Below are 23,023 nucleotides of genomic sequence, written 5' to 3' on the forward strand. Positions count from 1 at the left end.
TATTTGCCCGACGCGGGGCTTATTTGATTTTTCACTACGTTTATTGGCATGGAAGCTAAATTCTCAAACCGCGTCAAAGAGGTTATTTCCCTCAGTCGGGAAGAGGCCATCCGTCTCGGCCACGACTATATCGGGACCGAGCACCTGCTGCTCGGCATGATTCGCGAGGCGGAAGGCACCGCCCTCGGCCTGCTGCGCAAGCTGGGCGTGTCCATCGATGAGCTCAAGTTCTCGCTGGAGCAGGCCACCCGCAACACCGCCACGCAGGGCACCAGCATCACAGGCTCGATTCCGCTCACCAAGCAGACCGAGAAGGTGTTGAAAATAACCTATTTGGAGGCCAAAATCTTCAAGTCCGAAATCATCGGCACCGAACACCTGCTGTTGTCCATCCTGCGGGACGAGGACAACATTTCTTCCCAAATTCTCAGCAAATTCAACGTGAACTACGAAACTGTGCGCGACTCGCTGGATTACCACGGCAACGCCTCGCCGAGCCCCAAAGCCGGCCCTGATACCGACGACGACGACAACGACAAACTCTTTGGCTCGTCGGGTCCCGGCGGGCGTGGCAGTTCCGGCACCGGTGCCGGCGCCAAGAAGCCCGGCGAAAAATCGCGCACCCCGGTGCTCGACAACTTCGGCCGCGACCTCACCAAGCTGGCCGAGGACGACAAGCTCGACCCCATCGTGGGCCGCGAGAAAGAAATTGAGCGCGTGGCCCAAATCCTGAGCCGCCGCAAAAAAAACAACCCCATCCTCATCGGCGAGCCCGGCGTGGGCAAAACGGCCATCGCCGAAGGCCTCGCCCTGCGCATCATCCAGAAAAAAGTAAGCCGCGTGCTTTTCAATAAGCGCGTCGTGACTCTCGACCTGGCTTCGCTGGTGGCTGGCACCAAATACCGCGGCCAGTTCGAAGAGCGCATGAAGGCCGTGATGAACGAGCTGGAAAAGTCGCCCGACGTGATTCTGTTCATTGACGAGCTGCACACCATTGTGGGTGCCGGCGGCGCATCGGGTTCGCTCGACGCTTCGAACATGTTCAAGCCGGCTTTGGCCCGCGGCGAGATTCAATGCATCGGTGCTACTACGCTGGATGAGTACCGCCAGTACATCGAGAAAGACGGCGCGTTGGCCCGTCGTTTCCAGATGGTGATGGTGGACCCCACCACGCCCGAAGAAACCATCGAAATCCTGCACAACATCAAGGACAAATATCAGGACCACCACCATGTGGTGTATACTGACAAGGCCATTGAGCAGTGTGTGATGCTGAGCGACCGCTACATGAGCGACCGTTTCCTGCCCGACAAGGCCATTGACATTCTTGATGAGGCCGGTGCCCGCGTGCACATCAATAACATCGTGGTGCCCGAGGACATTCTCACGCTCGAAGAGCAGATTGAGAACATCAAAGGCGAGAAAAACCGCGTGGTGAAATCGCAGAAATACGAGGAAGCCGCTAAGCTCCGCGACACCGAGAAGAAGCTGCTTGACCAACTCGAAACCGCCAAAAAAGGCTGGGAAGAGGAGACCAAGAAGAAGCGCTACACGGTGAAAGAGGAAAACGTGGCCGAGGTTATTGCCATGATGACCGGCATCCCCGTTTCGCGCGTGGCCCAGAACGAAAGCCAGAAACTCCTCAACATGAACGAGGAGCTGCAAGGCAAGGTAATTGGCCAGGAAAAAGCCATTAAGCAGCTTGTGAAAGCCATTCAGCGCACCCGCGTTGGCTTGAAGGACCCCAAAAAGCCAATTGGCTCGTTCGTGTTCCTCGGCCCGACGGGCGTGGGCAAAACGGAGCTGGCCAAGGTACTGGCTACCTACCTGTTCGACAAGGAAGATGCGCTGGTGCGGGTCGATATGTCGGAATACATGGAGAAATTCAGCGTGTCGCGCCTGGTGGGCGCGCCTCCCGGCTACGTGGGCTACGAAGAGGGCGGCCAGCTGACGGAGAAAATCCGCCGCAAGCCGTACTCGGTTATCCTGCTGGATGAGATTGAAAAAGCTCACCCGGATGTGTACAACCTGTTGCTGCAAGTGCTGGACGACGGTATTCTGACCGATGGCCTCGGCCGTAAGGTGGACTTCCGCAACACCATCATCATCATGACCTCGAACATCGGGGCGCGTGATTTGCAGGACTTCGGCGCCGGCATTGGTTTTGGCACCAAGGCCCGCAATGAGAACATGGACGAGCTGACGAAGGGCACCATCACCAATGCCCTGAAGAAAACCTTCTCGCCCGAATTCCTCAACCGGTTGGATGACGTCATCGTCTTCAACTCGCTGGAGAAAAAGGACATCCACAAAATCATCGACATCAGCCTCAGCAAGCTCCTCTCGCGGGTGCAGGCCTTGGGCTACCGTGTCGAGCTGACCGAAAAGGCCAAGGATTTTGTGGCGGACAAAGGCTATGACCCGAAATACGGTGCCCGGCCCTTGAACCGCGCTATCCAGAAGTACATCGAAGACCCGATTGCGGAGGAAATTCTCAAAGCTCAGGTGGTGCATGGCGATGTCATCACGGCCGACTACACGGAAGGCGCTGAAGAACTGACTTTTGCCGTGACGAAAAGCGGCGAAGCCCAGAACCTTGCCAGCGACGAGCGCCCGGCCGAAACGCCGGAAACGCCCGACGCGGATGCGAAGAAGTAATTCGTAAGTATTGTAAAATAAGAACGGCTGGTTTCCTTGCGGAAGCCGGCCGTTCTTATTTTGTATCGGGCTTACTTTCCGTTGCTTCAAGTTTATTCATGCGCAGAATCTTCTTCATTTTTAATTTGCTCAGCCTGCTCATAGTATGCTTAATTTCAGGCAAGGCGCTGGCGCAGGAACATGTACCGCCGCGCCCCAAAATACTTTCAACAGAAACCGGCAAGGGTATAGTTATACTGCCAGGAAGGGGCTCAAAGATTCTAATGGCGTAACGTGCTATATCAGTGGCGACAAGCGGTGCGTCGAGGCCTACCGAGGCCACAAATTGCTATGGCGAACCAATGCCGTAGTTCCTTGCGGGGATACCCTGGTTGGAGCGAAGGAAATACGATACATCAAAGCCGATGCGGCCATGGTGTATGTTGTGGTTGGGAAGCACTCCTTCGTTGAAATCAACAAAGCGTCGGGAGCCGCTTCCTGTTGGGGGGCCGATTAGAGAAGGCCCTGCCTTTACTTATCACCGGTTATCAGCACCTAACGGACGTCCGGCTTGCCGGGCTTCCATCCTTCCGACGCACACGTTGGAACCGTTTTTTTAGGTGTTCCCGCATTACCTTGGCCCTTGATTTTGACGATTATTCCTAAAGTGTAAGCACTCTTTACCTATGAATTTCCTGCAGAGAGCGGCCTTGGCCGGTGCTGGCGCAGCCCTTTCCAGCGGCGCCATGGCGCAGTCGGCCCCGGTGGCGCCCATCAAGCCCAAGGCATTTACCAATTTTGGCATTACCCGCACCGACAATTATTACTGGCTAAACAAGCCCACCGACCCGGCGGTGCTCAGCTACCTCAACGCCGAAAACGAGTATTACGACAAGCAGATGGCGGGCGCGCAGGCCAACCAAAAGAAGCTGTTTGGTGAGATTAAAGGCCGCATCAAACAGGACGACGCTTCGGAACCTTACCGCGACAACGGCTACTACTACTATTCGCGCTTCGAGTTTGGGTCGGAATACCCCATTTATTGCCGCAAGAAAGGCAGCTCCATTGCCACGGAGGAAGTAATGCTTGATGCCAATGAAATGGGGGCCGGCAAGCCTTATTTCCAGATTGCCGATTGGGCGGTGAGTGACAACAACCAACTGCTGGCTTTTTCCGTCGATACCGTGAGCCGGCGCCTGTTTACCATTCGCTTCAAAAACCTGGCAACGGGCAAGCTCTATTCGGAGCGCATTGCCAACACGGGCGGCGAAGTGGTGTGGGCCGCTGACAATAAGACGGTTTTCTACACCCGGAAGGACGTGACGACCTTGCTGCCTTTCCAGGTGTACCGGCACACGCTGGGCACCGACCCCAAGGGCGACGCGCTGGTGTATGAGGAGCGGGACAACACCTTTAATGTGCACGTCAACCGCTCGAAATCGAAGAAATACATTGGCATTGAGCTCGTCAGCTCCTTGTCTTCCGAATACCGTTACCTTGACGCGGGTGCGCCCGGCATGCAGCCCAAAGTATTTGTGCACCGCGAGAAAGACCATTTGTACCAAGTGGAGCACATGGGCGATAAATTCTACATCCGCACCAACTGGCAGGCCCCCAACTACCGCCTGATGAGCACGCCCGTGGCTACCACGGCCAAAGCCACCTGGGCCGATGCCCTGACCCGCCACCCGGAAATCTTCCTCGATAACTTCGAGCTGTTCAACAATTATATTGTGTTGAACGAGCGCAAGGGCGGTCTGCGCCAACTTCGCGTGGTGAGCCTGAAGGACAAGCAGGAGCATTACCTGCAATTCGACGAATCGGCTTACACGGCCACCATTGGCATCAACCCGGAACTGGATACGCCCCTGTTGCGCTACAATTACACGTCGCTGGCCACTCCACCTTCCATTTTTGAGTACGACATGAGCACGCGCACCAGCACGCTGCTCAAGGAACAGCCGGTGCAGGGCGGCTTTAATAAATATGACTACGTGACCGAGCGCGTGTTTGTAAAATCGCGTGACAACAAGTTCATCCCCATGTCCTTGGTGTACAAGAAAGGCACGAAGCTGGACGGTACGGCACCGCTGCTGCAGTATGCCTACGGCTCCTATGGCTTTTCGCAGGACCCCACCTTCAGCGCGGCGCGCCTGAGCTTGCTCAACCGGGGCTTTGTGTATGCGCTGTGCAACATTCGGGGCGGGCAGGAAATGGGCCGTCAATGGTTTGAAGATGGCCGCATGCTCCACAAAATCAACAGCTTTAACGACTTCATCGACTGCTCGGACTACCTCACCAAGCCGCATGAGGCGCAAGTAGGCGCCACCAAAGTCAAGCAGCAATTCACGGCCCCCGACAAGCTTTTTGCGATGGGCGGCAGCGCCGGCGGCCTGCTCATGGGCGCGGTGCTGAACATGCGCCCCAGCCTCTACAAAGGCGTTATCGCCGCTGTGCCGTTTGTGGACGTGGTCACGACGATGTCGGACCCCAGCATCCCGCTCACCACCAGCGAGTACGACCAGTGGGGCAACCCCGCCGAGGAGGAGTATTTCAAGTACATGCTCTCGTATTCGCCCTATGACAATGTAACCGCGCAGGCTTACCCCAACATTCTCGTAACCACCGGCCTGCACGACTCACAGGTGCAATACTACGAGCCGGCCAAGTGGGTGGCCAAGCTGCGCACCCTGAAAACCGACAAGAACCTGCTGCTGCTGCACACCGACATGGCCGCCGGCCACAGCGGGGCCTCCGGCCGCTTCAAATCCATCGAGGATACGGCCCGGCAGTACGCTTTCATGATGATGTTGCTGGGCAAAAACCTGTGACGGGCATGGCCCTGTTTCGCTTGGGACTTCTCCTGGGGGCGCCCAACCAATCCGCGCCCGTAATCTACCGGTAACCTACCTTTGGCCTCCCATCTCCGCGCACCATTCCCACCCGCGCGCTTCCCCTGACTCATGCCCGACCCGCACGCCCACGCCCACCTTTCCAAAACCGAACTACTGGCCCGTAAAAACGCCGAAGCCCTGCTCGGAGGCGGCCAGGCCCGTATCGATTCGCAACATAAAAAAGGCAAGCTCACGGCCCGTGAACGGGTGGATTTGCTGATGGACGAAGGCTCGTTCGAGGAAATTGGCAAATTTGTGATGCACCGGGCCAAGGATTTTGGCCTCGACAAAGAGCACTACCTCGGCGATGGGGTGGTGACGGGCTACGGCACCGTGAACGGCCGCTTGGTGTACGTTTTTTCGCAGGATTTCACGGTATTCGGCGGCTCGCTGAGCGAAACCCACGCCGAGAAAATCGTCAAAATCATGGATTTGGCCATGAAAAATGGGGCCCCCGTTATTGGCCTCAACGACTCGGGCGGGGCCCGCATTCAGGAAGGCGTGGTGAGCCTCGGCGGCTACGCCGACATCTTCTATAAGAATACCCTAGCCTCGGGCGTGGTGCCGCAGCTATCGGCCATTATGGGGCCGTGCGCGGGCGGCGCGGTGTATTCGCCGGCCATCACGGACTTTATTCTGATGGTGGAGCACACGAGCTACATGTTCGTGACTGGCCCCAACGTGGTAAAAACCGTAACCCACGAAGAAGTAACCAGCGAAGAGCTGGGCGGCGCCAGCACGCACTCGGCCAAGAGCGGCGTCACGCATTTCAGCTGCGCCAACGAGGTGGCCTGCATCACGCACCTCAAGCAGCTGCTAAGCTACATGCCGCAAAACTGCGAGGAAACGGCCCCCGCCCAACCTTACGAGGCCAAAAGCGACGAAAGCCGCCCCGCCCTCGACCGGCTGATACCGGACAACGCCAACCAGCCCTACGACATCCGCGAAGTTATCGAAGGCCTCATCGACACCGACTCTTTCCTCGAAGTCCACCAGAATTTCGCCGAAAATATTGTCGTTGGTTTTGCGCGTCTGGCCGGCCGCAGCATCGGCATCGTGGGCAACCAGCCGGCCGTGCTCGCGGGCGTGCTCGACATCAACGCCAGTACCAAAGCCGCCCGCTTCGTGCGCTTCTGCGACGCCTTCAACATTCCGCTGCTGGTGCTGGAAGACGTGCCCGGCTTCCTGCCCGGCACCGACCAGGAGTGGCGCGGCATCATCACCAACGGCGCCAAACTGCTCTACGCTTTCTGCGAAGCCACCGTGCCGCGCATCACCGTGATTACCCGCAAAGCCTACGGCGGGGCGTATGATGTAATGAATTCCAAGCACATCGGTGCCGACCTAAACTACGCCTGGCCCACCGCCGAAATCGCTGTAATGGGCGCCAAAGGCGCGGCCGAAATCATTTTCAAGCGCGAAATTGCCACGGCCGATGACCCGGCCGCCAAGCTCCAGGAGAAAGTAGACGAGTACCAGGAGAAGTTCGCCACGCCCTACCGCGCCGCCCACCGCGGCTTCGTAGACGAAGTCATTTTGCCATCTCAAACGCGGCAGAAATTAATTCGCGCCTTTAAAATGCTGGAGAATAAGGTGGATACTATGCCGCGCAAGAAGCACGGCAACATTCCGCTGTAGAATCAACTGCCTTTTTACCCTTCATTACCTTGCCTATGTACGCCGCTGTTTCCGATTTTGTAGCCGACTGGCAGTACGAGGCAGGTGCTACCGAAAAGGTGCTGGCCGCCCTCACCAATGAGTCGCTGGCCCAGCCGGTTAGCCCCAATGGCCGGACGCTGGGCGGCATAGCCTGGCACATTGTGCAAACGCTGACCGAAATGCCGCACACGGCCGGTTTTTTGGCAACCAATGAGCTTGATGAGCAGCCCGTTCCCGCCGAAGCCTCGGTTATTTGCGAAACGTACCGCCGGCTGGCGCAACAGGTGGCCAGTGCCGCCACCGCAAACTGGACCGACGACCAGCTGCGGGACATGATTCCGATGTACGGCGACAGCTGGCCCAAATGTGCCGTTTTGTCGGTGCTTATTCGCCACCAGGCCCATCATCGGGGGCAGTTAACCGTATTGATGCGGCAAGCCGGCCTTAGGGTGCCGGGCGTATACGGACCGGCCCGGGAAGACTGGGCCGAATTCGGCGTATCGGCCCCCTCCTAATTTTCTAGTAAAACCAACCTCACTACCAATGCGTCCCGAATCCTTCACTTTCCTCCAAAACTACCTCAACAACCCCTCCCCTACCGGCTTCGAAAAAGAAGGCCAGAAACTGTGGCTGGAGTACATCAAACCGTACATCGACGAGTATTTCGTGGATACATACGGCACGGTGGTCGGCGTGATTAACCCCGAAGCGAAATACAAAGTCGTCATCGAAGCGCACGCCGACGAGATTTCCTATTTCGTGAATTACATCACCAAAGAAGGCTACCTGTACCTGCGCCGTAACGGCGGGTCCGACCCTCTGGTGGCGCCCAGCAAACGGGTAAATATCTTCGGTGAGAAGGGTATTGTGAAAGGTATTTTCGGCTGGCCCGCCATCCATGTCCGCAAGGTGGAGCAGGACAAAGCGCCGACCATCGAAACCGTATTTCTGGACTGTGGCGCGAGCAGTGCCGACGAGGTGGCTGAAATGGGCATCCACGTCGGCTCCGTGGTAACGTTTGAGGACGAGTTTACGGTGCTGAACGACAAATTTTACGTGGGCCGGGCGCTGGATAACCGCGTGGGCGGCTTCATGGTGGCCGAAGTGGCCCGCATGCTGAAGGAGAACAAGAAAAAACTGCCCTTCGGCCTCTACATCGTGAACGCCGTGCAGGAAGAAATTGGCCTGCGTGGCGCCGAAATGGTGGCTCACCGCATCAACCCCGACGTGGCCATCATCACCGACGTGACACACGACAGCCAGTCGCCGATGTATGAAAAAAAGACGGCCGGCGACATTTCCTGCGGCAAAGGCCCGGTGATTACCTATGGCCCGGCCGTGCAGAACAATCTGCGCGACCTCATCATCGACACGGCCAAAAAGGCTGATATTCCCTTTCAGCGCGCCGCTGCCACCCGCGCCACCGGCACCGATACCGACGCCTTTGCCTACTCCGGCTCCGGCGTGGCCTCGGCGCTCATTTCCCTGCCGCTCAAGTACATGCACACCACCGTCGAAACCGTGCACAAAGACGATGTAGAAAGCGTAACCCGCCTGATTTACGAAACGCTGCTGCGCATCAAGGACGGCCAGGATTTCCGGTATTTCGTGTAAACCACGGATTTATCAGATTCAGGGGCCCGGTCGGATTTGTAAACGAGCATTTTCAACAAAAAAGCCCGCGATTGCGGGCTTTTTTGTTGTTTTACCAGCCTGCCTTTTTGTACGCCACTTATGATACCGTCTACAAAATCCGACCAATCTGCGGAATCCGACGCATTCGTGATTCCGCTGAACGTGACCGACCAAATGGGCCGGCGGGTGGCGGTGCCGTTTCCGCCCCGGCGCATCGTGTCGCTGGTGCCGTCGCAGACGGAATTGCTGTTTGAGCTAGGGCTGGGAGAGCGGGTGGTTGGTATCACCAAGTTCTGCATTCACCCCGCCGAAGCGCGCGAAAAATCCGCGGTGATTGGTGGCACGAAGAATTTCGATTTTGGAAAAATAGCCGCGCTCAAACCCGATTTAATTATCGGCAATAAAGAAGAAAACTATCAGTCCGGCATTGAGGAATTAGCCGCTGATTACCCGGTGTGGCTGAGTGACATCAGCAACTTGCCGGAGGCAGTGGATATGATTCGGCGCGTTGGTTTCATTGCCGGCGCCAAGGACAAGGCCGAAGCGCTGGCGGCAGAAATTGGGGCTTCGTTTGCAGGCCTGCCCACCAGGCAGGAAGTAGTGTCGGCAGCGTATTTTATCTGGCGCAAACCTTACATGGTGGCCGCTACGGGCACTTTTATTGACGACATGCTGCTTCGGGCCGGTTTTGCCAACGTCTTCGCCAACCATGCCCGTTACCCGGAAATAACGGCGGCGCAATTGGCCGAGGCGGCGCCCCAACGCATTCTGCTATCCTCCGAGCCCTACCCGTTTGGTGAAAAGCATATTGCCGAATTTCAGGAAATATGCCCCGATGCGAAAATCGAAATTGTCGATGGCGAATTATTCAGCTGGTACGGCAGCCGGCTGCGCAAATCAGCGGCGTATTTCAGTCAGCTTCGCTAATTACGAACCCGCTTTTCGCTAATTCCTTCCAGAATTGCGGGTAAGATTTTTTCACCACTATTGGCGACTCGACGGTGAGCGGGCCGTGCAGGGCCAGCGGCGCGAAGGCCATCGCCATGCGGTGGTCGTGGTAAGTGGCCACCGATTGACCAGCTACTAAAAACCCAGTCGATTCGGCCCGGAAACGGCCCTCTCCTACTTCGCGCAAGTCGCCGCCAAACTTCGCCAGCTCGGTTTGCAGGGCCGCAATGCGGTCGGTTTCTTTGATGCGCAGGCTTTCCAGGCCCGTCATATCGACGGGAATTGCCAGTGCGGCGGCTACTACGGCCACTGTTTGGGCCAGGTCCGGGCAATCGGTAAAATCCAGGGTCAGGACTTCCGCTTGCCGGGCGAAGGGCTGCTGCCGCAGGTGAACGCCAGCGGGCAAAAATGTGGTTTCCACCCCAAAATGAGCCATAATACCGGCAATGGCCTGGTCGCCCTGCAACGACTCACGGCGGAGGCCGGGCAGCGTAATTTCTGAGTCCGCTGGCCCCAAAGCTACCAGGGAATACCAGTAGCTGGCCGCCGACCAATCGGATTCTACTACGTAGTCGGTGGGCTGGTACGGGCGGGGGCTTACCCGCAGCGTATCGCCTTCGGCCGAGCAGTTGGCCCCAAAAAGCTGCATCAACGCCACCGTCATGTTGATGTATGGGCGCGAGCCGATGTGGCCGGTGAGGCGCAGGCGCAAGCCGCCGGGCAGGCGCGGCCCCACCATCAGCAAGGCCGAAATGTACTGGCTGCTGATATCGCCACGCACCGCCAAGGCAGTCGGCCCGGCCGTGGCTGCTTTCGATTCCCGCCCCGCCAGCTCCAGTGGCGGAAAACCCTCGTTGCTCAGGTACGTGATGCTGGCGCCGGCCTGGCGCAACGCCTCCACCAGCACGCCAATGGGGCGCTCCTGCATGCGGGCGGTGCCCGTGAGGCGGCCGCGCCAGCCCGTCACGGCCAGGTAGGCGGTGAGGAAGCGCATGACAGTGCCGGCATCTTCGGCATCGAGCACGGCGGTGCCCGGCGCAGCGGCCAGCAAGCGGCCCATGAGCTGGGTGTCGTGGGCATCGGAGAGGTTGCTCAGGGTGCCGCCGCCGGCCAGGGCTTGCAGAATGAGGGCGCGGTTGGCTTCGCTCTTGGAAGCCGGAAGTTGGGCGGTGCCGTGCAGCGGGCCGCCGGGCCAGGATAGGTGCATGGAAGAGTGGAGCGCCCGCTTTGGCCGGCGCAGCGTCAGTGGTGAAAATGATTGGGGCGCCAGCTAAAACTGGCGCAGCAACTACAAGCGGTGGTAATACCGGAGCGAATCGGCAATTTCAGCCAGCGTCACAGGTTGGTCGAATACGCCGTTGCCGATGCCGTTGAGCAAGGTGCAATTGATGGTAGCGCCGGAGTTTTTCTTGTCTTGCAGGGCAAACTCGGCGATGGCGTCGGTTTCGAGCATGACGAAAGCAAGTTTATCGAACACCGAGAACACAAAGGTTTCGATTTTGTCCAGCTCCTCGGCACTCAACAGGCCGTGCTGCACCGAAAGCCAGCTTTCGCACACCAGGCCGGCGGCCACGGCCTCGCCGTGCAGGGCCTCGCGGCCGGGCTGGGTGAGCAGGTAGCTTTCGAGGGCGTGGCCCACGGTGTGGCCAAAGTTGAGCAGCTTGCGCGGGCCGTTTTCGAGCGGGTCCTGGGCCACGATGCGCTGCTTGAGGGCCACCGATTCGCGGATGATGGGCGTCCAGTCGTCGGTGAGCCAGCCCAGGCGGCGGTTTTCGTTGAAGGCGTCGGCATCGGCGATGAGCCAGTGCTTCAGGACCTCGGCATAGCCGGATTTGAGCTGGCGCGGGTCCAGCGTTTGCAGAAACTGCGGCTCAATAAACACGGCGGCGGGGGCCTGAAACACGCCCAGCTGGTTTTTGAAACCCTGAAAATCGACGCCGGTTTTGCCGCCCACGCTGGCATCGACCTGGGCCAGCAGCGTGGTGGGCACCTGCGCAAACCGGATGCTGCGCTTGTACAGCGCTGCCGCAAAGCCGCCCAGGTCCGTCACTACGCCGCCGCCCAGGTTCACCAGCACGGCGTGGCGGTCGGCGCGCTGCTCGGTGAGCTCGCACCAGACAGTGTCGCAGCTGGCCAGGGTTTTATATTCCTCGCCGGCTGGAATTTCGATGAGCTTATAAGTAGCTGGCAAGTGCTTTTCCAGCAGTGGCAGGCACTGGCGGGCGGTGTTGGCATCGGCCAGCACGAACACCCGGCTCACGGCCGGCCGGGACAAAAATTCGGCTAGCGCCGGCAGGGCCTCGGGCCCGATGAAAACGGAGTTATCCATGGGACAAAAGTCAGCACAAAAAATGGCCGGGCCGCTACCCTCCCAAGCAACCATTGGGCGGTGGCTCCGGTCAGGTCGGCATGCACCGCCTCAATGGCCTGTTTTTCTTCGGCATTTTCCTCTTTAGCTTCCTCGCAATGGCGGCCTGCGAGAAGGAGAGCACGGCTCCGGCAGCGAGCACGGCGGCAGCGCTGGTGGGCCGCTGGGAGCTCACCCACACCACGGGCGGCCTCACCGGCCACGTGCTGACTGCCGACCCCAACCGCAAACGGGAAATCATCTTCACCGCCGACGGCCAGGCCGAGCTCATCGTGAACGGCATCATCACCGGCATCAGCCCCTACACCCTAACCCAGGCCCTTTCGCGCACCACTCGCCAGTCCCGGCCCTACCTGGCCTATGGCCCCGACGGACCGGATACCCAGCAATACATCGAGCAGATTTCGCCCACGAGCCTGATTCTGGCCCAGGATTTTGAGGACGGTATCAGCAGTTATTTTATTCGGCGCTAAGTTCTTCTATATCACTTCCGCAATTCCACGTCCACTGTATATTTCCTTTATTATTCTACTTTTCAAGAAGCATTAACGGACTACTACACCAGCCGCCGGGCCATTGATGCCTTTGAGCAGCGGCCGTAGCGCCAAAACCTGTTCCAGATTTTCCCTTATTGCGTCGTTATGAAAATTCTTACTCGCTTGCTGCCCCTGATTCTACCTTGCCTCACGCTGGCGGGCTGCCACAAAGACGACGCTTCGCTCACCAACCCGGTTGGCCGCTGGAAGCTCGTCAACCGGCGCTGCGAGTGCGCCCCCACGCCGACGCCCAACGCCATCGTGGCGTTCACCGCCACCGACTTCCGTTTCTATGAAGACGACACCCTCGTATCCGCGGGCACGTACGCCGGCACCAAAGCCACGGTATGCGGCAGCAGCGGGCCCGCACCCGCCCTGCATTTCACCTACACCACCTCGGCGCATTTCCCAGTCGATGCCGCAATCACCGTCAAAGGCAGCAACCTGATTCTCGACTACGGGGACGAATGCGACTATCCCGTGGACACCTACGAGCTGATGCCGTAGCGCCGCAACCCCTCGCTACAGCCCCGGCCCCAGGTTCACGACGCCATCCAGGGGGCGACCGTTCAGCACCTCGGTTTGCTTGCGGATGCTTTCGAGGTGAATCAGCTTATACAGCTCGGCCACGAACTTGTCGTTCACATTCAGCTTGTTGGCCCACTCGGTGCGAGTGTTGAAAATTTCCTGCCAACGGTCAAATTGCAGGATTTTGACGTTGTTTTCCTTCTTGTATTCGGCCAGCTCTTCCACCAGCGCCATGCGCCGGGCGAGGGCTTCCACAATTTCGCGGTCGGCCACGTCCATTTTCTGGCGCAGCTCCTCGGCTTTGTTGAGGTAGTCGGCGTTGTCGGACGAGCGGTAGCGGTACTTTAGCTCGTTGAGGATTTCGCCCAGGCGCTGGGGCGTCACCTGCTGCTCGGCGTCGCTCAGGGCGTGGTCCGGGTCGGGGTGGGTTTCGATGATAAGGCCATCGTAGTCCAAATCGAGGGCTTTTTGGGCGATGGGCAGCAGCAAATCGCGCCGGCCCCCAATGTGGCTGGGGTCGCAGATGAGCGGGATGTGCGGAAAGCGCGTTTTCAACTCAATGGGCAAAATCCACGTCGGCGCGTTGCGGTAGCGGCTGGGCGCAAACGTGCTGAACCCGCGGTGAATAGCCGCCAAATCAGTAATACCGGCCCGCTCCAGCCGCTCCAGCGCACCGGCCCACAGGGCCACGTCGGGGTTCACGGGGTTTTTCACCATCACGGGCACGCCCGTGCCGGCCAGAGCGTCGGCCAGCTCCTGCACGGCAAAGGGGTTTACGGTGGTGCGGGCCCCAATCCAGAGCACGTCGATGCCGTAGCGCAGCGCGTCTTCTACGTGGCGCGGCGTGGCCACCTCAATGGCGGTGGGAATGCCGGTTTCGGCCTTCACGCGTTGCAGCCAGGGCAATGCCGCTACCCCCATGCCTTCGAACGAGCCCGGCCGGGTGCGCGGTTTCCAGATGCCCGCCCGGAATAGGTCGATTTTCCCCAGGGCTTTCAAGCCATTGGCCGTGGCCATCACCTGCTCTTCGGTTTCGGCCGAGCACGGGCCGGCGATGAGAATGGGCTGCCCTTTTTGGGCCAACAACCGGGTGAAAAACGTATCAGTAGCGGGTACCATTTGGATAGTGGACAAGTAAGGGCGTATTCCCGGCCAAGTGGCCGAAAAGCCCGCAAACGTAACTCGTTTCTCCGAAACGTTGTTTACCGGTTACCTTCGTGCCCTGCTCCTTTTCGCCCAAATTCCCACCACTAGCCGCCCACCTTATGCCAGTTGCCTCTCCGACACAGGCCCCGCCCATTTCTTTTGAAGACACCCGAGTAGCCTTCGCCTCCAAGTCCGATGCTCAGCTGCGCAAAGTTTACGCCCTGTTCGCGGCCATGAACAACGGCACCCTCGTAAAAACGGGCAGCGGCCTGATGAAAGCAGCGCTCAAGTGGCACTTGCCCGGCACGAAATTCCTCATCAAGCACAGCATTTTTGAGCAGTTCTGCGGCGGCGAAACCATTGCCGAGTGCCGCCCCGTCACGGCCGAGCTGGGCAAGTACAACATCGGCACCATCCTCGATTACTCCGTGGAGGGCGAAGGCAGCGACCGCAGCTACGACCGCACCCGCGACGAAATCCTGGCCACCATCGACGAGGCCCACCGCTCCCGGCACATCCCCTTCTCCGTCTTCAAAGTAACGGGCGTGGCCAACGTGGCTATTCTCGAGAAAATTCAGGCCGGCCAGTTGCTCACCCCCGCCGAGGAAGCCGCTCACAACCGCGCCGTGGCCCGCGTGGAGGCCTTGTGCGCCCGCGCCCACCAGCACGGCGTGCGCCTGTTTGTTGATGCCGAGGAAAGCTGGTTTCAGCACACCATCGACCTGCTGGCTTATGACATGATGGCCAAATACAACCGCGAAACGGCCATTGTCTGGAATACCTACCAGCTCTATCGGCACGACCGGCTCGAAGCCCTCCAGGCCGCGCACGACGCGGCGGCCGAAGCCGGCTACTACATCGGCGCCAAGCTGGTGCGCGGCGCCTACATGGAAAAAGAGGCCCGCGTGGCCCGGCAGCGAGGCCAGCAAAACCCCATCAATCCCACTAAGCAAGCCACCGACGACCTCTACGACGAAGCCCTGCGCTACTGCGTGCAGCACCTCGACCGCATCAGCATTTGTGCCGGCACCCACAACGAAGCCAGCTCCCTGCTGCTCACCCAATTGATGCAGCAAGCCGGCGTGGCCCCTGGCGACCCGCGCGCGTGGTTTGCGCAGCTCTACGGCATGAGCGACAACCTCACCTACAACCTGGCCAATGCCGGCTACAACACCGCCAAATACCTCCCCTACGGCCCGGTGGCCGCAGTGATGCCCTACCTCCTGCGTCGGGCCGATGAAAACACCGCCATCGCGGGCCAAAGCAGCCGGGAGTTTTTACTGATTCAGAAAGAAATTCGGCGGCGGCAGCGCAAGTAATTTCTGACTTTGGCAGCCCGTGTTTTCGTCTTAAGGCCTTCTTAAATCCTGTTTCAGACAGTCTGCCTTAAAATCTCGGAACGATTGTGGTATGATGCGAGCCCGCAGGGCTGAAAATTACTGGTTGCAGCGAAGCGTTTAGCTGGGCTGTCCAACTAAAATTCGCTAATTTTCAGCCCCAAAACGGTTTTTTGTTCATTTGAAATCCTGCCATGATTGGTCGTATTCGCACGTACTTAATTCGCTATTCTCGGCTACAAACCGGCACTGTAAGCTACCTCACACTGGTGCAGGAAGCTGAATTGGGGCTAAATCTGGAAATTTCACACGAAAAATCCCGGCTTAATGAAATGCTTGCCGAAATCTCCTCGACCGAGCATGAAGCCGGTCGGCCGCCCCTCAGCTGCCTGGTGAAGGTGCAAGGCTCGAAAGGGCAAGGCGACAATTTCTACAAGCTGTGCGAAAAGATGGGCATGGGCGAGTGGCGCAGCCTGAAACAAAACGAGGAATTCCTGAAAGTCCTTATTCGCGACTGCCGGGAATTCTGGCGCGATGAGGCTAATTTCCAGCAATTTTCCTAAACACTCTTCCGAGGAGAAAGAAGGGCGCCATGCTGAAGAAACTCAGCATGGCGCCCTTCTTTCTCCAATAAGGTGCTCCGCAATATTGCAGAGAGAAGCAAACGAATAATCATGGCATGAAGGCGGGAATGAATGGAATTTTGGCAGGCCGCAACCTCTACCGGGCTGGTTCCGTTAAGGTCTCAACCAGCCGATAGGTTGGTCATCTCTCCACATTTCATTCCTTCCCAATGAATACCAACGATTCGAACAACCCGCAAAATGCCGGCACCGGCGCAGGCTCTAACTACGGCACCCAGAACACGGGCACCGGCCTCGGCAACAGCACCGGCCTGAGTAACGAAGGCACCAGCTACAACGCCGGCACCGGCTCTACCTCCGGCACGGGCGCTACTTCGGCCTCCGGTGCAGCAATGAGCAACCCTTCCAACGCCACCGACGGCGATGATTACAGCGCAACCGCCAAAGGCGCCGCAGTAGCTGGCACCGCCGGCGCAGTAGTAGGCCGCGGCGTAGATGCCGTGCAGAACACCGCCGACCGCGCCGCCCACGCCGTAACCGGCGAGCCCTACCGCGAAGGCAGCACCATGTCCGGCATGTTCCGTGACCGCAGCAGCGCCGAGAAAGCTTATGAGTCGCTGCATTCGCGCGGCTACGGCAAAGACGATGTGAACCTGTTGATGTCGGACGAAACCCGCAAAACGCACTTCGGTGATGATACTGCCAATACCGAACTCGGCGACAAAGCAATGGAAGGCGCTGGCGTAGGCTCGGCCATTGGTGGCACGGCAGGCGCAATCATTGGCGCCATTGCGGCCATTGGCACTTCGGTAGCCCTGCCCGGCCTGGGCCTGATTATCGCCGGGCCACTGGCAGCCGCTTTGGCCGGTGCTGGGGCAGGTGGCCTCACGGGCGGCCTGGTGGGCGCCTTGGTGGGCTCGGGCATTCCCGAAGAGCACGCAGCTGAGTATGAAAGCGGCATCAAAGACGGCGGCATTGTGATGGGCGTGAAGCCCCGCAACGCAGAAGATGCCAAGTATTTCGAGGATGAATTCCGCCGCAACAACGGCGACAAGATTTATAAATACTAATTTGGTCCTGGGCTTCGGCCCATCCATCAGCAAAAAAGCCTTTCCCGTCTGGGAAAGGCTTTTTTATTGCAACCTCTTTTCCGGGTTTCTGTTTTATGCAGAGACACCCGCGAGGGTTTCCAAAGCCGGGCACTTATTTCGCCCGCCACGGCGTTTTCGACGTGAGTGACGGGGCCCGGAGTTGCCTCGTACTCTCCGTATATTTGATTCTCATCCCGTTTTTATATTACTGCTAATGTCTTTTCCCCGCTTGAAGGTCGGACTGTACGCCTTTTTGGTCGCAGCCGTATTTGTTCTGGCCTCTTACCGACTCTTCCGTCGGGCCGACTCGGTGGTACCGAGCAAAGACCAGGTGCTGATTGGCATCATGTTGCAGGGCCTGACCTCGGCCCATTACCAGCCCGAAAAAGTTGATGATGCTTTCTCGAAGCGCGTATTTGATTTGTATTTGAAGCACCTCGACCCGCGCAAGCAGTTTTTGCTGGCCACTGACGTGGAGCAGCTTCGCCGCTACCAAACGCAGATTGACGACGAGGTGAAGAACGGCACCCACGAGTTTCTCGACCTGAGCACCAAGCTCATGGCGCAGCGAACCACGGAAATGCAGGCCCTGTACCGCGAAATCCTGGCTAAGCCTTTCGATTTCAGCACGGAAGAATCCTTGCAGACCGATTTCGAAAAGGCTCCTTTCCCCGCCGATAAAGCCGCACAGCACGAGTTGTGGCGCAAGCTCCTGAAATACGAAACCCTAAGCCGGGTAGCGGAGATGATGGACGCCCAGGAAAAGGCCAAAGACGCCAAACCCACCGGTGCGACCGCCGCGCCTGCCGCTGCCAATGCCGCCGCCCCCACCGCCGCCGAGCCGGTTCGGACCCCCGTGCAAATGGAAATAGAAGCCCGCAAGCGGGTACTCAAGTCCTATGACGAGCAGTTTGAGGACGACAACGTGGATGCCAACGAGCGGCTGACTAACTACGCCAACGCCATCGCCAACACCTACGACCCGCACACCGAATATTTCGCCCCCAAAGCCAAGGAGGATTTCGACTACGAAATGACCGGCCGCTTTGAAGGCATCGGCGCTACGCTGCGCGAGAAGGAAGGGCTGATTTACGTTGATGAAATCATCCCCGGCTCGGCCTCGGCCCGCCAGGGCGACTTAAAGAAAGGCGATGCCCTGCTGCGCGTAGCCCAGGGTGCCGCCGAGCCGGTGAGCATCGAAGGCTGGCGCACGGCCAAAGCGGTGACGCTGATTCGGGGCAAAAAAGGCTCTGAAGTACGCCTCACGGTGAAGAAGCCCGACGGCAGCACCAAGATTATTTCCATCATCCGCGATGTGGTGGTGGTTGATGAGAAATATGCGCAATCGTCGGTTATCACCGATAAGGGCCAGAAAATTGGCTACCTGCGCCTGCCCGGCTTCTATGCCGACTTCAACGATAACGGCGGCCGCAGCTCGTCGGATGATGTGAAGAAAGAGTTGGCCAAGCTCAACGCCGAGGGCGTGAAAGGCGTGATTATGGACCTGCGCTTCAACGGCGGCGGCTCGCTGACGGATGCGGTATCGATGGCCGGCCTGTTTATGGAAAGCGGCCCCATGGTGCAGGTGCGCGACGGCCAGGGCCGCACCCAGGTTCTCACCGACAACGACCCGCACGTGCAGTATAGCGGCCCGCTGGTGCTGCTGGTGAACAAATACAGCGCCTCGGCCTCCGAGATTCTGGCAGCCGCCATTCAGGATTACCACCGCGGCGTGATTATGGGCTCGACCAGCACTTACGGCAAGGGCACCGTGCAGCGCATCTTCGACCTCGATGAAGCCCTGCCTGCCGAGTTGAACAGCGTGAAGCCCATCGGCTCGCTGAAGCTCACAACCCAGAAATTCTATCGCGTGAACGGAGGCTCAACCCAGTTCAAAGGCGTGGTGTCGGACATCGTGGTGCCGGACCTGTATTCGTACCTCGACCAGGGCGAGAAGGAGTCGGATTACCCGTTGAAATGGGACGAAATTCAACCCGCCCGCTACCGCCCCTGGGATGCAGCGCCCGCTTTGGAAAAGCTTCGGACCAACAGCAAAGTGCGGGTGGCCAACAACCCGAGCTTTAAGGTGATGGATGAGATGGTGAAGAGCATGCGCAAGCGCAAGGACGAAACCACGGTTTCGCTCAAACTCAGCGCCTACCGGGCCGAACAGGCCGAATCAAAAGCCATTTCGGACCGCTACGAGGCCGCTCAGAAAACGACCACTGCGCTGGCCTTCTCGCCCCTTTCCGCTGATGTACGCGCTCTGGGCGGCGACACTGTGAAGGTGAATCGCGCCGCCCGCTTCACCAAGAGCCTGAAGAAGGACATCACCATCGGCGAGGCCGTATCGGTGATTCAGGACGAGTTGAAATAATGTTTGGCTGAGTTGCAGTGGCCCGTTGGTGGCCATTAACAGCGGCTTACTGCTCTGAAATGAAAGCCCTCGTGCCATCTGGCCCGGGGGCTTTTTTGGCACATTTTTAGCATGACAACTAAATTAGTAAACAGCTTCATTTATTCAGTTCTCGATTATTTTTTTATTATGGAATCATATCACTTATAATCAGAACGTTAATTACTACATAAAATTGACAATAAATTTAGTAAACTGCAACTAAAAACCATGGCAAATCTGTTTACCTAACATGAAGACGATAGAAGAAACCCGCATCATTCCGCTCAACCCGCAGGTGGACGCCATCAGCGACGAGCAACAGCAGAAGCTAGCTGACGAAACCTGGCGCAAATCCATTCCGGCGCAGGTTTTCCTCAACTATTTCTTTGCCATCAACTACCACATTCAGGAGAACGACGACTTGCTCGGCGGGCTTCAGAACCTGCCCTTTTTCCGGAGCCATACGGCCGAGTTGGGCGATGCCGACGTAGCGAACCTCACCAAGCTGCTGCACACCAGTTGGAGCACGGAGTACGCGCTGCGCGCTACGGCCGAGCTGGGCGACGACAATTTCCTGCGCAATGCCCTGCATTGGACGTTCCCGCAGGCGTACCACGCCATTTTATCGGGCTTGCAGGCCTTCCTGTACACGACGGGCGTGCGCAGCAACAACGGCCAGCTTATCCGCCGCGAGGTGGGCCGGCTGGTGGTGAAGAATGCCTACCCGCGCCCGGTATCGTTTTACGCCGCCGGTGCTTACGGCGACTTCAGCATTCACCGGCTGCCGCTGGCGGGCTACAAGGCCGGGCTGCACATTGCCAGCAAGGAGATTGATGCCCAGGCCCAGATTGGCCAGTTTCTGCGCACTACGCGCAAGATGAAGGCTCAGTGGACCCGCGCCCAGGTGCAGGCCAATCCCAACACCGCCATCCGCAGCCAGAAAACCGGCCGGCCGCTGGACAAGTGGACCGCCGCGCATTGGCAGCAGATTACCTGGCGGCTGGGTTACACCACCATTTTCGACCTGCTGGGCCGCCTGCGCATCTCGCAAACCAGCCGTGAGATTGAGCGCTACGTGGAGGCTGACATTGATTTCCGCCTGTTTCACGCCTCGCTGCTGAACATCGTGAGTTACCTCAATGGCGTGCATGAAACGTACGTGGCCAAGGCGTTGGGCCTGGAGCGCTACCGCGAGCTGGTGGCCGAGTTGCCCGTGCATTTGCAGGCTGGCTTTGTGCAGGAGCGGTTGCGCACCCGCGTCGAGCCGGTATTGGCGCCCACGCCGCCTTCGGCTCCGGCCATTGCCACTGAGGCGCCGCAGTACCGCATGGCCGCCTAATCGCGGATTCGGCCGGATTATTCGGATTTTGCGGATTATTTGCTGTTTGAATTATTCGCGCTGGATTTTCAGATTGCATATTTTAGGATGAGAAAGCCGCTCCGGTTCGGAGCGGCTTTTTTCGTGCCGTACTTTTGCAGCTTACTTTCATTTTCTGCGGACCCATTTTGCCCCGGCGCTAGGCTGATTCTCAGCCAAAGCCGCCTCGCAAAATTAACAATCCGTGAAATCCGAATAATCCGACTAAATCCGTGATACACTTAAGCGAACAGGAACTACAGCGCCGCCACAAACTCGAAGAACTGGAAAAGCTGGGCATCGACCCGTATCCGTCGGAGTCGTACGACGTGACGTTTTACGCCAAGGAAATTCACGACAACTACCACCCCGAGCTGAATAACTTCCAGGAAGTATCGCTGGCCGGGCGGCTGATGTCGTCGCGGGTAATGGGCAAGGCCTCGTTTGCGGAGTTGATGGACACGACCGGCCGCATTCAGCTGTATGTGAACCGGGACGAAATATGCCCCGGCGAGGACAAGACGCTGTATAACGTGGTATTCAAGAAGCTGCTTGATTTGGGCGATTTTATTGGTGTGAAAGGCCATGTGTTCAAGACGCAGGTGGGCGAAACGTCCATTCACGTCACGGAGTTGAAGCTGCTTTCGAAAGCCCTGCGGCCGCTGCCCGTGGTTCGTAGAGTAGTAGACGAAGTTACCGGCGAGGTGACCACCTACGACGCCTTCACCGACCCCGAGCAGCGCTACCGCCAGCGCTACGTGGACCTGGTGGTGAACCCCAGCGTGCGTGACACCTTCATCAAGCGCACGCAGCTGGTGCAGTCGATGCGGAACTTCCTGAACGACAAAGGCTACCTGGAAGTGGAAACCCCGATTTTGCAGCCGCTGTACGGCGGCGCGGCAGCCCGGCCTTTCACCACGCACCACAACACGCTGGACATGACGCTATACCTGCGCATTGCCAACGAGCTGTACCTCAAGCGCCTGATTGTGGGCGGTTTCGATGGCGTGTATGAGTTCAGCAAGGACTTCCGCAACGAGGGCATGAGCCGCTTTCACAACCCCGAATTCACCCAGATGGAGTTGTACGTGGCCTACAAGGACTACGCCTGGATGATGGACCTGGTGGAGGAAATGGTGGAGCGCGTGGCCATGGCGCTGCACGGCCAGACCGAGGTGCAAGTGGGCGCCAACGTCATTAACTTCCAGCGACCCTGGCAGCGCTACACCATGTTCGAGGCCATTGAGAAGTTCACCGGCAAGGCCATTGGCGAAATGGACGAAGCGGCCCTGCGCGAAACCGCCCACGAGCTAAACGTGCACGTGGACCCCAGCATGGGCAAATCAAAAATCATCGACGAAATTTTTGGTGAGCATGTTGAGCCCAAGCTGATTCAGCCCACGTTCATCACCGATTACCCCGTGGAAATGTCGCCGCTGGCCAAGAAGCACCGCGACCGGCCGGGCTTAGTTGAGCGGTTTGAAGCCGTGTGCAACGGCAAGGAAATCTGCAACGCCTTCTCGGAGCTCAACGACCCCATCGACCAGCGCAAGCGGTTTGAGGACCAGTTAGAGCTGGGCAAGCGCGGCGACACCGAAGCCATGGTGCTCGACGACGATTTCCTACGCGCCCTGGAGTATGGCATGCCCCCCACGGCTGGCCTGGGCATCGGCATCGACCGCCTAAGCATGATTATGACCAACTCGCACTCCATTCAGGACGTGCTGTTCTTCCCACAGATGAAGCCCGAGAATATATAAAAGCTTCAGCGCCTAAAATCGAAAAGCCCCACACGAAATATCGTGCGGGGCTTTTCTTTTACAACCTTCTTACCCTTCAAACCGAGGTTCTTAGCAGAAGTTTGCGATGGTCCGTCTGATTTTACTACTGAGTTGTTTAACCAAT

The 23,023-nt window shown here is 58.3% G+C and carries 18 protein-coding genes; 14 read left to right on the forward strand and 4 right to left on the reverse strand.

The features are described 5' to 3' along the window. Window positions 1–48 precede the first annotated feature (48 nt). The gene (locus J4G38_RS15820) at window positions 49–2,658 is read left to right on the forward strand and encodes an ATP-dependent Clp protease ATP-binding subunit (protein WP_210517980.1); all 2,610 of its coding nucleotides are present in this window, start codon (window positions 49–51) and stop codon (window positions 2,656–2,658) included. Window positions 2,659–2,713: 55 nt separating this feature from the next. On the opposite strand, the gene J4G38_RS15825 is transcribed toward J4G38_RS15820, so the two are convergent. Beyond that, window positions 2,714–2,881: a hypothetical protein gene (locus J4G38_RS15825; RefSeq protein ID WP_210517982.1), complete on the reverse strand. Its 168-nt coding sequence runs from the start codon at window positions 2,879–2,881 to the stop codon at window positions 2,714–2,716. 442 nt (window positions 2,882–3,323) lie between these two features. Between J4G38_RS15825 and J4G38_RS15830 the strand changes: the two genes are divergently transcribed. From J4G38_RS15830 to J4G38_RS15850, 5 genes are all read left to right on the forward strand, one after another. Next, on the forward strand, window positions 3,324–5,468 hold the full coding sequence (locus J4G38_RS15830; RefSeq protein WP_226163462.1) for a S9 family peptidase: 2,145 nt from the start codon (window positions 3,324–3,326) through the stop codon (window positions 5,466–5,468). Between the two features lie 132 nt (window positions 5,469–5,600). Then, window positions 5,601–7,169: an acyl-CoA carboxylase subunit beta gene (locus J4G38_RS15835; RefSeq protein ID WP_210517984.1), complete on the forward strand. Its 1,569-nt coding sequence runs from the start codon at window positions 5,601–5,603 to the stop codon at window positions 7,167–7,169. Between the two features lie 35 nt (window positions 7,170–7,204). Beyond that, window positions 7,205–7,705, forward strand: a complete 501-nt coding sequence (locus J4G38_RS15840; protein WP_210517986.1) for a DinB family protein — start codon at window positions 7,205–7,207, stop codon at window positions 7,703–7,705. Between the two features lie 28 nt (window positions 7,706–7,733). Next, on the forward strand, window positions 7,734–8,804 hold the full coding sequence (locus tag J4G38_RS15845; protein ID WP_210517988.1) for a M42 family metallopeptidase: 1,071 nt from the start codon (window positions 7,734–7,736) through the stop codon (window positions 8,802–8,804). A gap of 120 nt (window positions 8,805–8,924) precedes the next feature. Further along, window positions 8,925–9,752: a helical backbone metal receptor gene (locus tag J4G38_RS15850; protein ID WP_226163463.1), complete on the forward strand. Its 828-nt coding sequence runs from the start codon at window positions 8,925–8,927 to the stop codon at window positions 9,750–9,752. Here J4G38_RS15850 and J4G38_RS15855 read toward each other — a convergent pair. Further along, a complete protein-coding gene (locus J4G38_RS15855) occupies window positions 9,736–10,980 on the reverse strand; it encodes a 3-phosphoshikimate 1-carboxyvinyltransferase (protein WP_210517990.1) in 1,245 nt (414 codons plus the stop codon). The genes J4G38_RS15850 and J4G38_RS15855 overlap by 17 nt on opposite strands. 81 nt (window positions 10,981–11,061) lie before the next feature. Further along, on the reverse strand, window positions 11,062–12,102 hold the full coding sequence (gene aroB, locus J4G38_RS15860) for a 3-dehydroquinate synthase (protein WP_210517992.1): 1,041 nt from the start codon (window positions 12,100–12,102) through the stop codon (window positions 11,062–11,064). Between the two features lie 80 nt (window positions 12,103–12,182). Here aroB and J4G38_RS15865 point away from each other — a divergent pair, with 80 nt between their 5' ends. Both J4G38_RS15865 and J4G38_RS15870 read left to right on the forward strand, forming a co-directional pair. Continuing rightward, the gene (locus J4G38_RS15865; RefSeq protein ID WP_210517993.1) at window positions 12,183–12,614 is read left to right on the forward strand and encodes a hypothetical protein; all 432 of its coding nucleotides are present in this window, start codon (window positions 12,183–12,185) and stop codon (window positions 12,612–12,614) included. A 168-nt stretch (window positions 12,615–12,782) separates the two neighbouring features. Continuing rightward, window positions 12,783–13,184: a hypothetical protein gene (locus J4G38_RS15870; protein WP_210517994.1), complete on the forward strand. Its 402-nt coding sequence runs from the start codon at window positions 12,783–12,785 to the stop codon at window positions 13,182–13,184. A gap of 15 nt (window positions 13,185–13,199) precedes the next feature. Here J4G38_RS15870 and J4G38_RS15875 read toward each other — a convergent pair whose 3' ends face one another. Beyond that, window positions 13,200–14,324, reverse strand: a complete 1,125-nt coding sequence (locus tag J4G38_RS15875) for a chorismate mutase (RefSeq protein ID WP_210517995.1) — start codon at window positions 14,322–14,324, stop codon at window positions 13,200–13,202. A gap of 146 nt (window positions 14,325–14,470) precedes the next feature. Between J4G38_RS15875 and J4G38_RS15880 the strand changes: the two genes are divergently transcribed. The 6 genes from J4G38_RS15880 (at window position 14,471) to lysS (ending at window position 22,878) form a co-directional block, all read left to right on the forward strand. Next, the gene (locus tag J4G38_RS15880) at window positions 14,471–15,670 is read left to right on the forward strand and encodes a proline dehydrogenase family protein (protein ID WP_210517996.1); all 1,200 of its coding nucleotides are present in this window, start codon (window positions 14,471–14,473) and stop codon (window positions 15,668–15,670) included. A gap of 287 nt (window positions 15,671–15,957) precedes the next feature. Further along, window positions 15,958–16,251 (forward strand): hypothetical protein, encoded by a 294-nt coding sequence (locus J4G38_RS15885; RefSeq protein WP_226163464.1) that lies wholly within the window; start codon window positions 15,958–15,960, stop codon window positions 16,249–16,251. A 230-nt stretch (window positions 16,252–16,481) separates the two neighbouring features. Then, window positions 16,482–17,342 (forward strand): hypothetical protein, encoded by an 861-nt coding sequence (locus J4G38_RS29190; protein ID WP_394371045.1) that lies wholly within the window; start codon window positions 16,482–16,484, stop codon window positions 17,340–17,342. Between the two features lie 235 nt (window positions 17,343–17,577). Continuing rightward, window positions 17,578–19,740, forward strand: coding sequence for a carboxy terminal-processing peptidase (locus tag J4G38_RS15895; protein WP_210517998.1), 2,163 nt, complete (start codon window positions 17,578–17,580; stop codon window positions 19,738–19,740). Between the two features lie 271 nt (window positions 19,741–20,011). After that, window positions 20,012–21,100 carry a hypothetical protein gene (locus tag J4G38_RS15900; protein WP_226163465.1) on the forward strand — a complete coding sequence of 363 codons (1,089 nt, stop codon included), beginning with the start codon at window positions 20,012–20,014 and terminating at the stop codon, window positions 21,098–21,100. A 251-nt stretch (window positions 21,101–21,351) separates the two neighbouring features. Then, window positions 21,352–22,878 (forward strand): lysine--tRNA ligase, encoded by a 1,527-nt coding sequence (gene lysS / locus J4G38_RS15905; RefSeq protein ID WP_226163466.1) that lies wholly within the window; start codon window positions 21,352–21,354, stop codon window positions 22,876–22,878. Window positions 22,879–23,023: the final 145 nt, after the last annotated feature.

It is taken from the genome of Hymenobacter terricola (genome assembly GCF_017921975.2).
Lineage (GTDB): Bacteria > Bacteroidota > Bacteroidia > Cytophagales > Hymenobacteraceae > Hymenobacter > Hymenobacter terricola.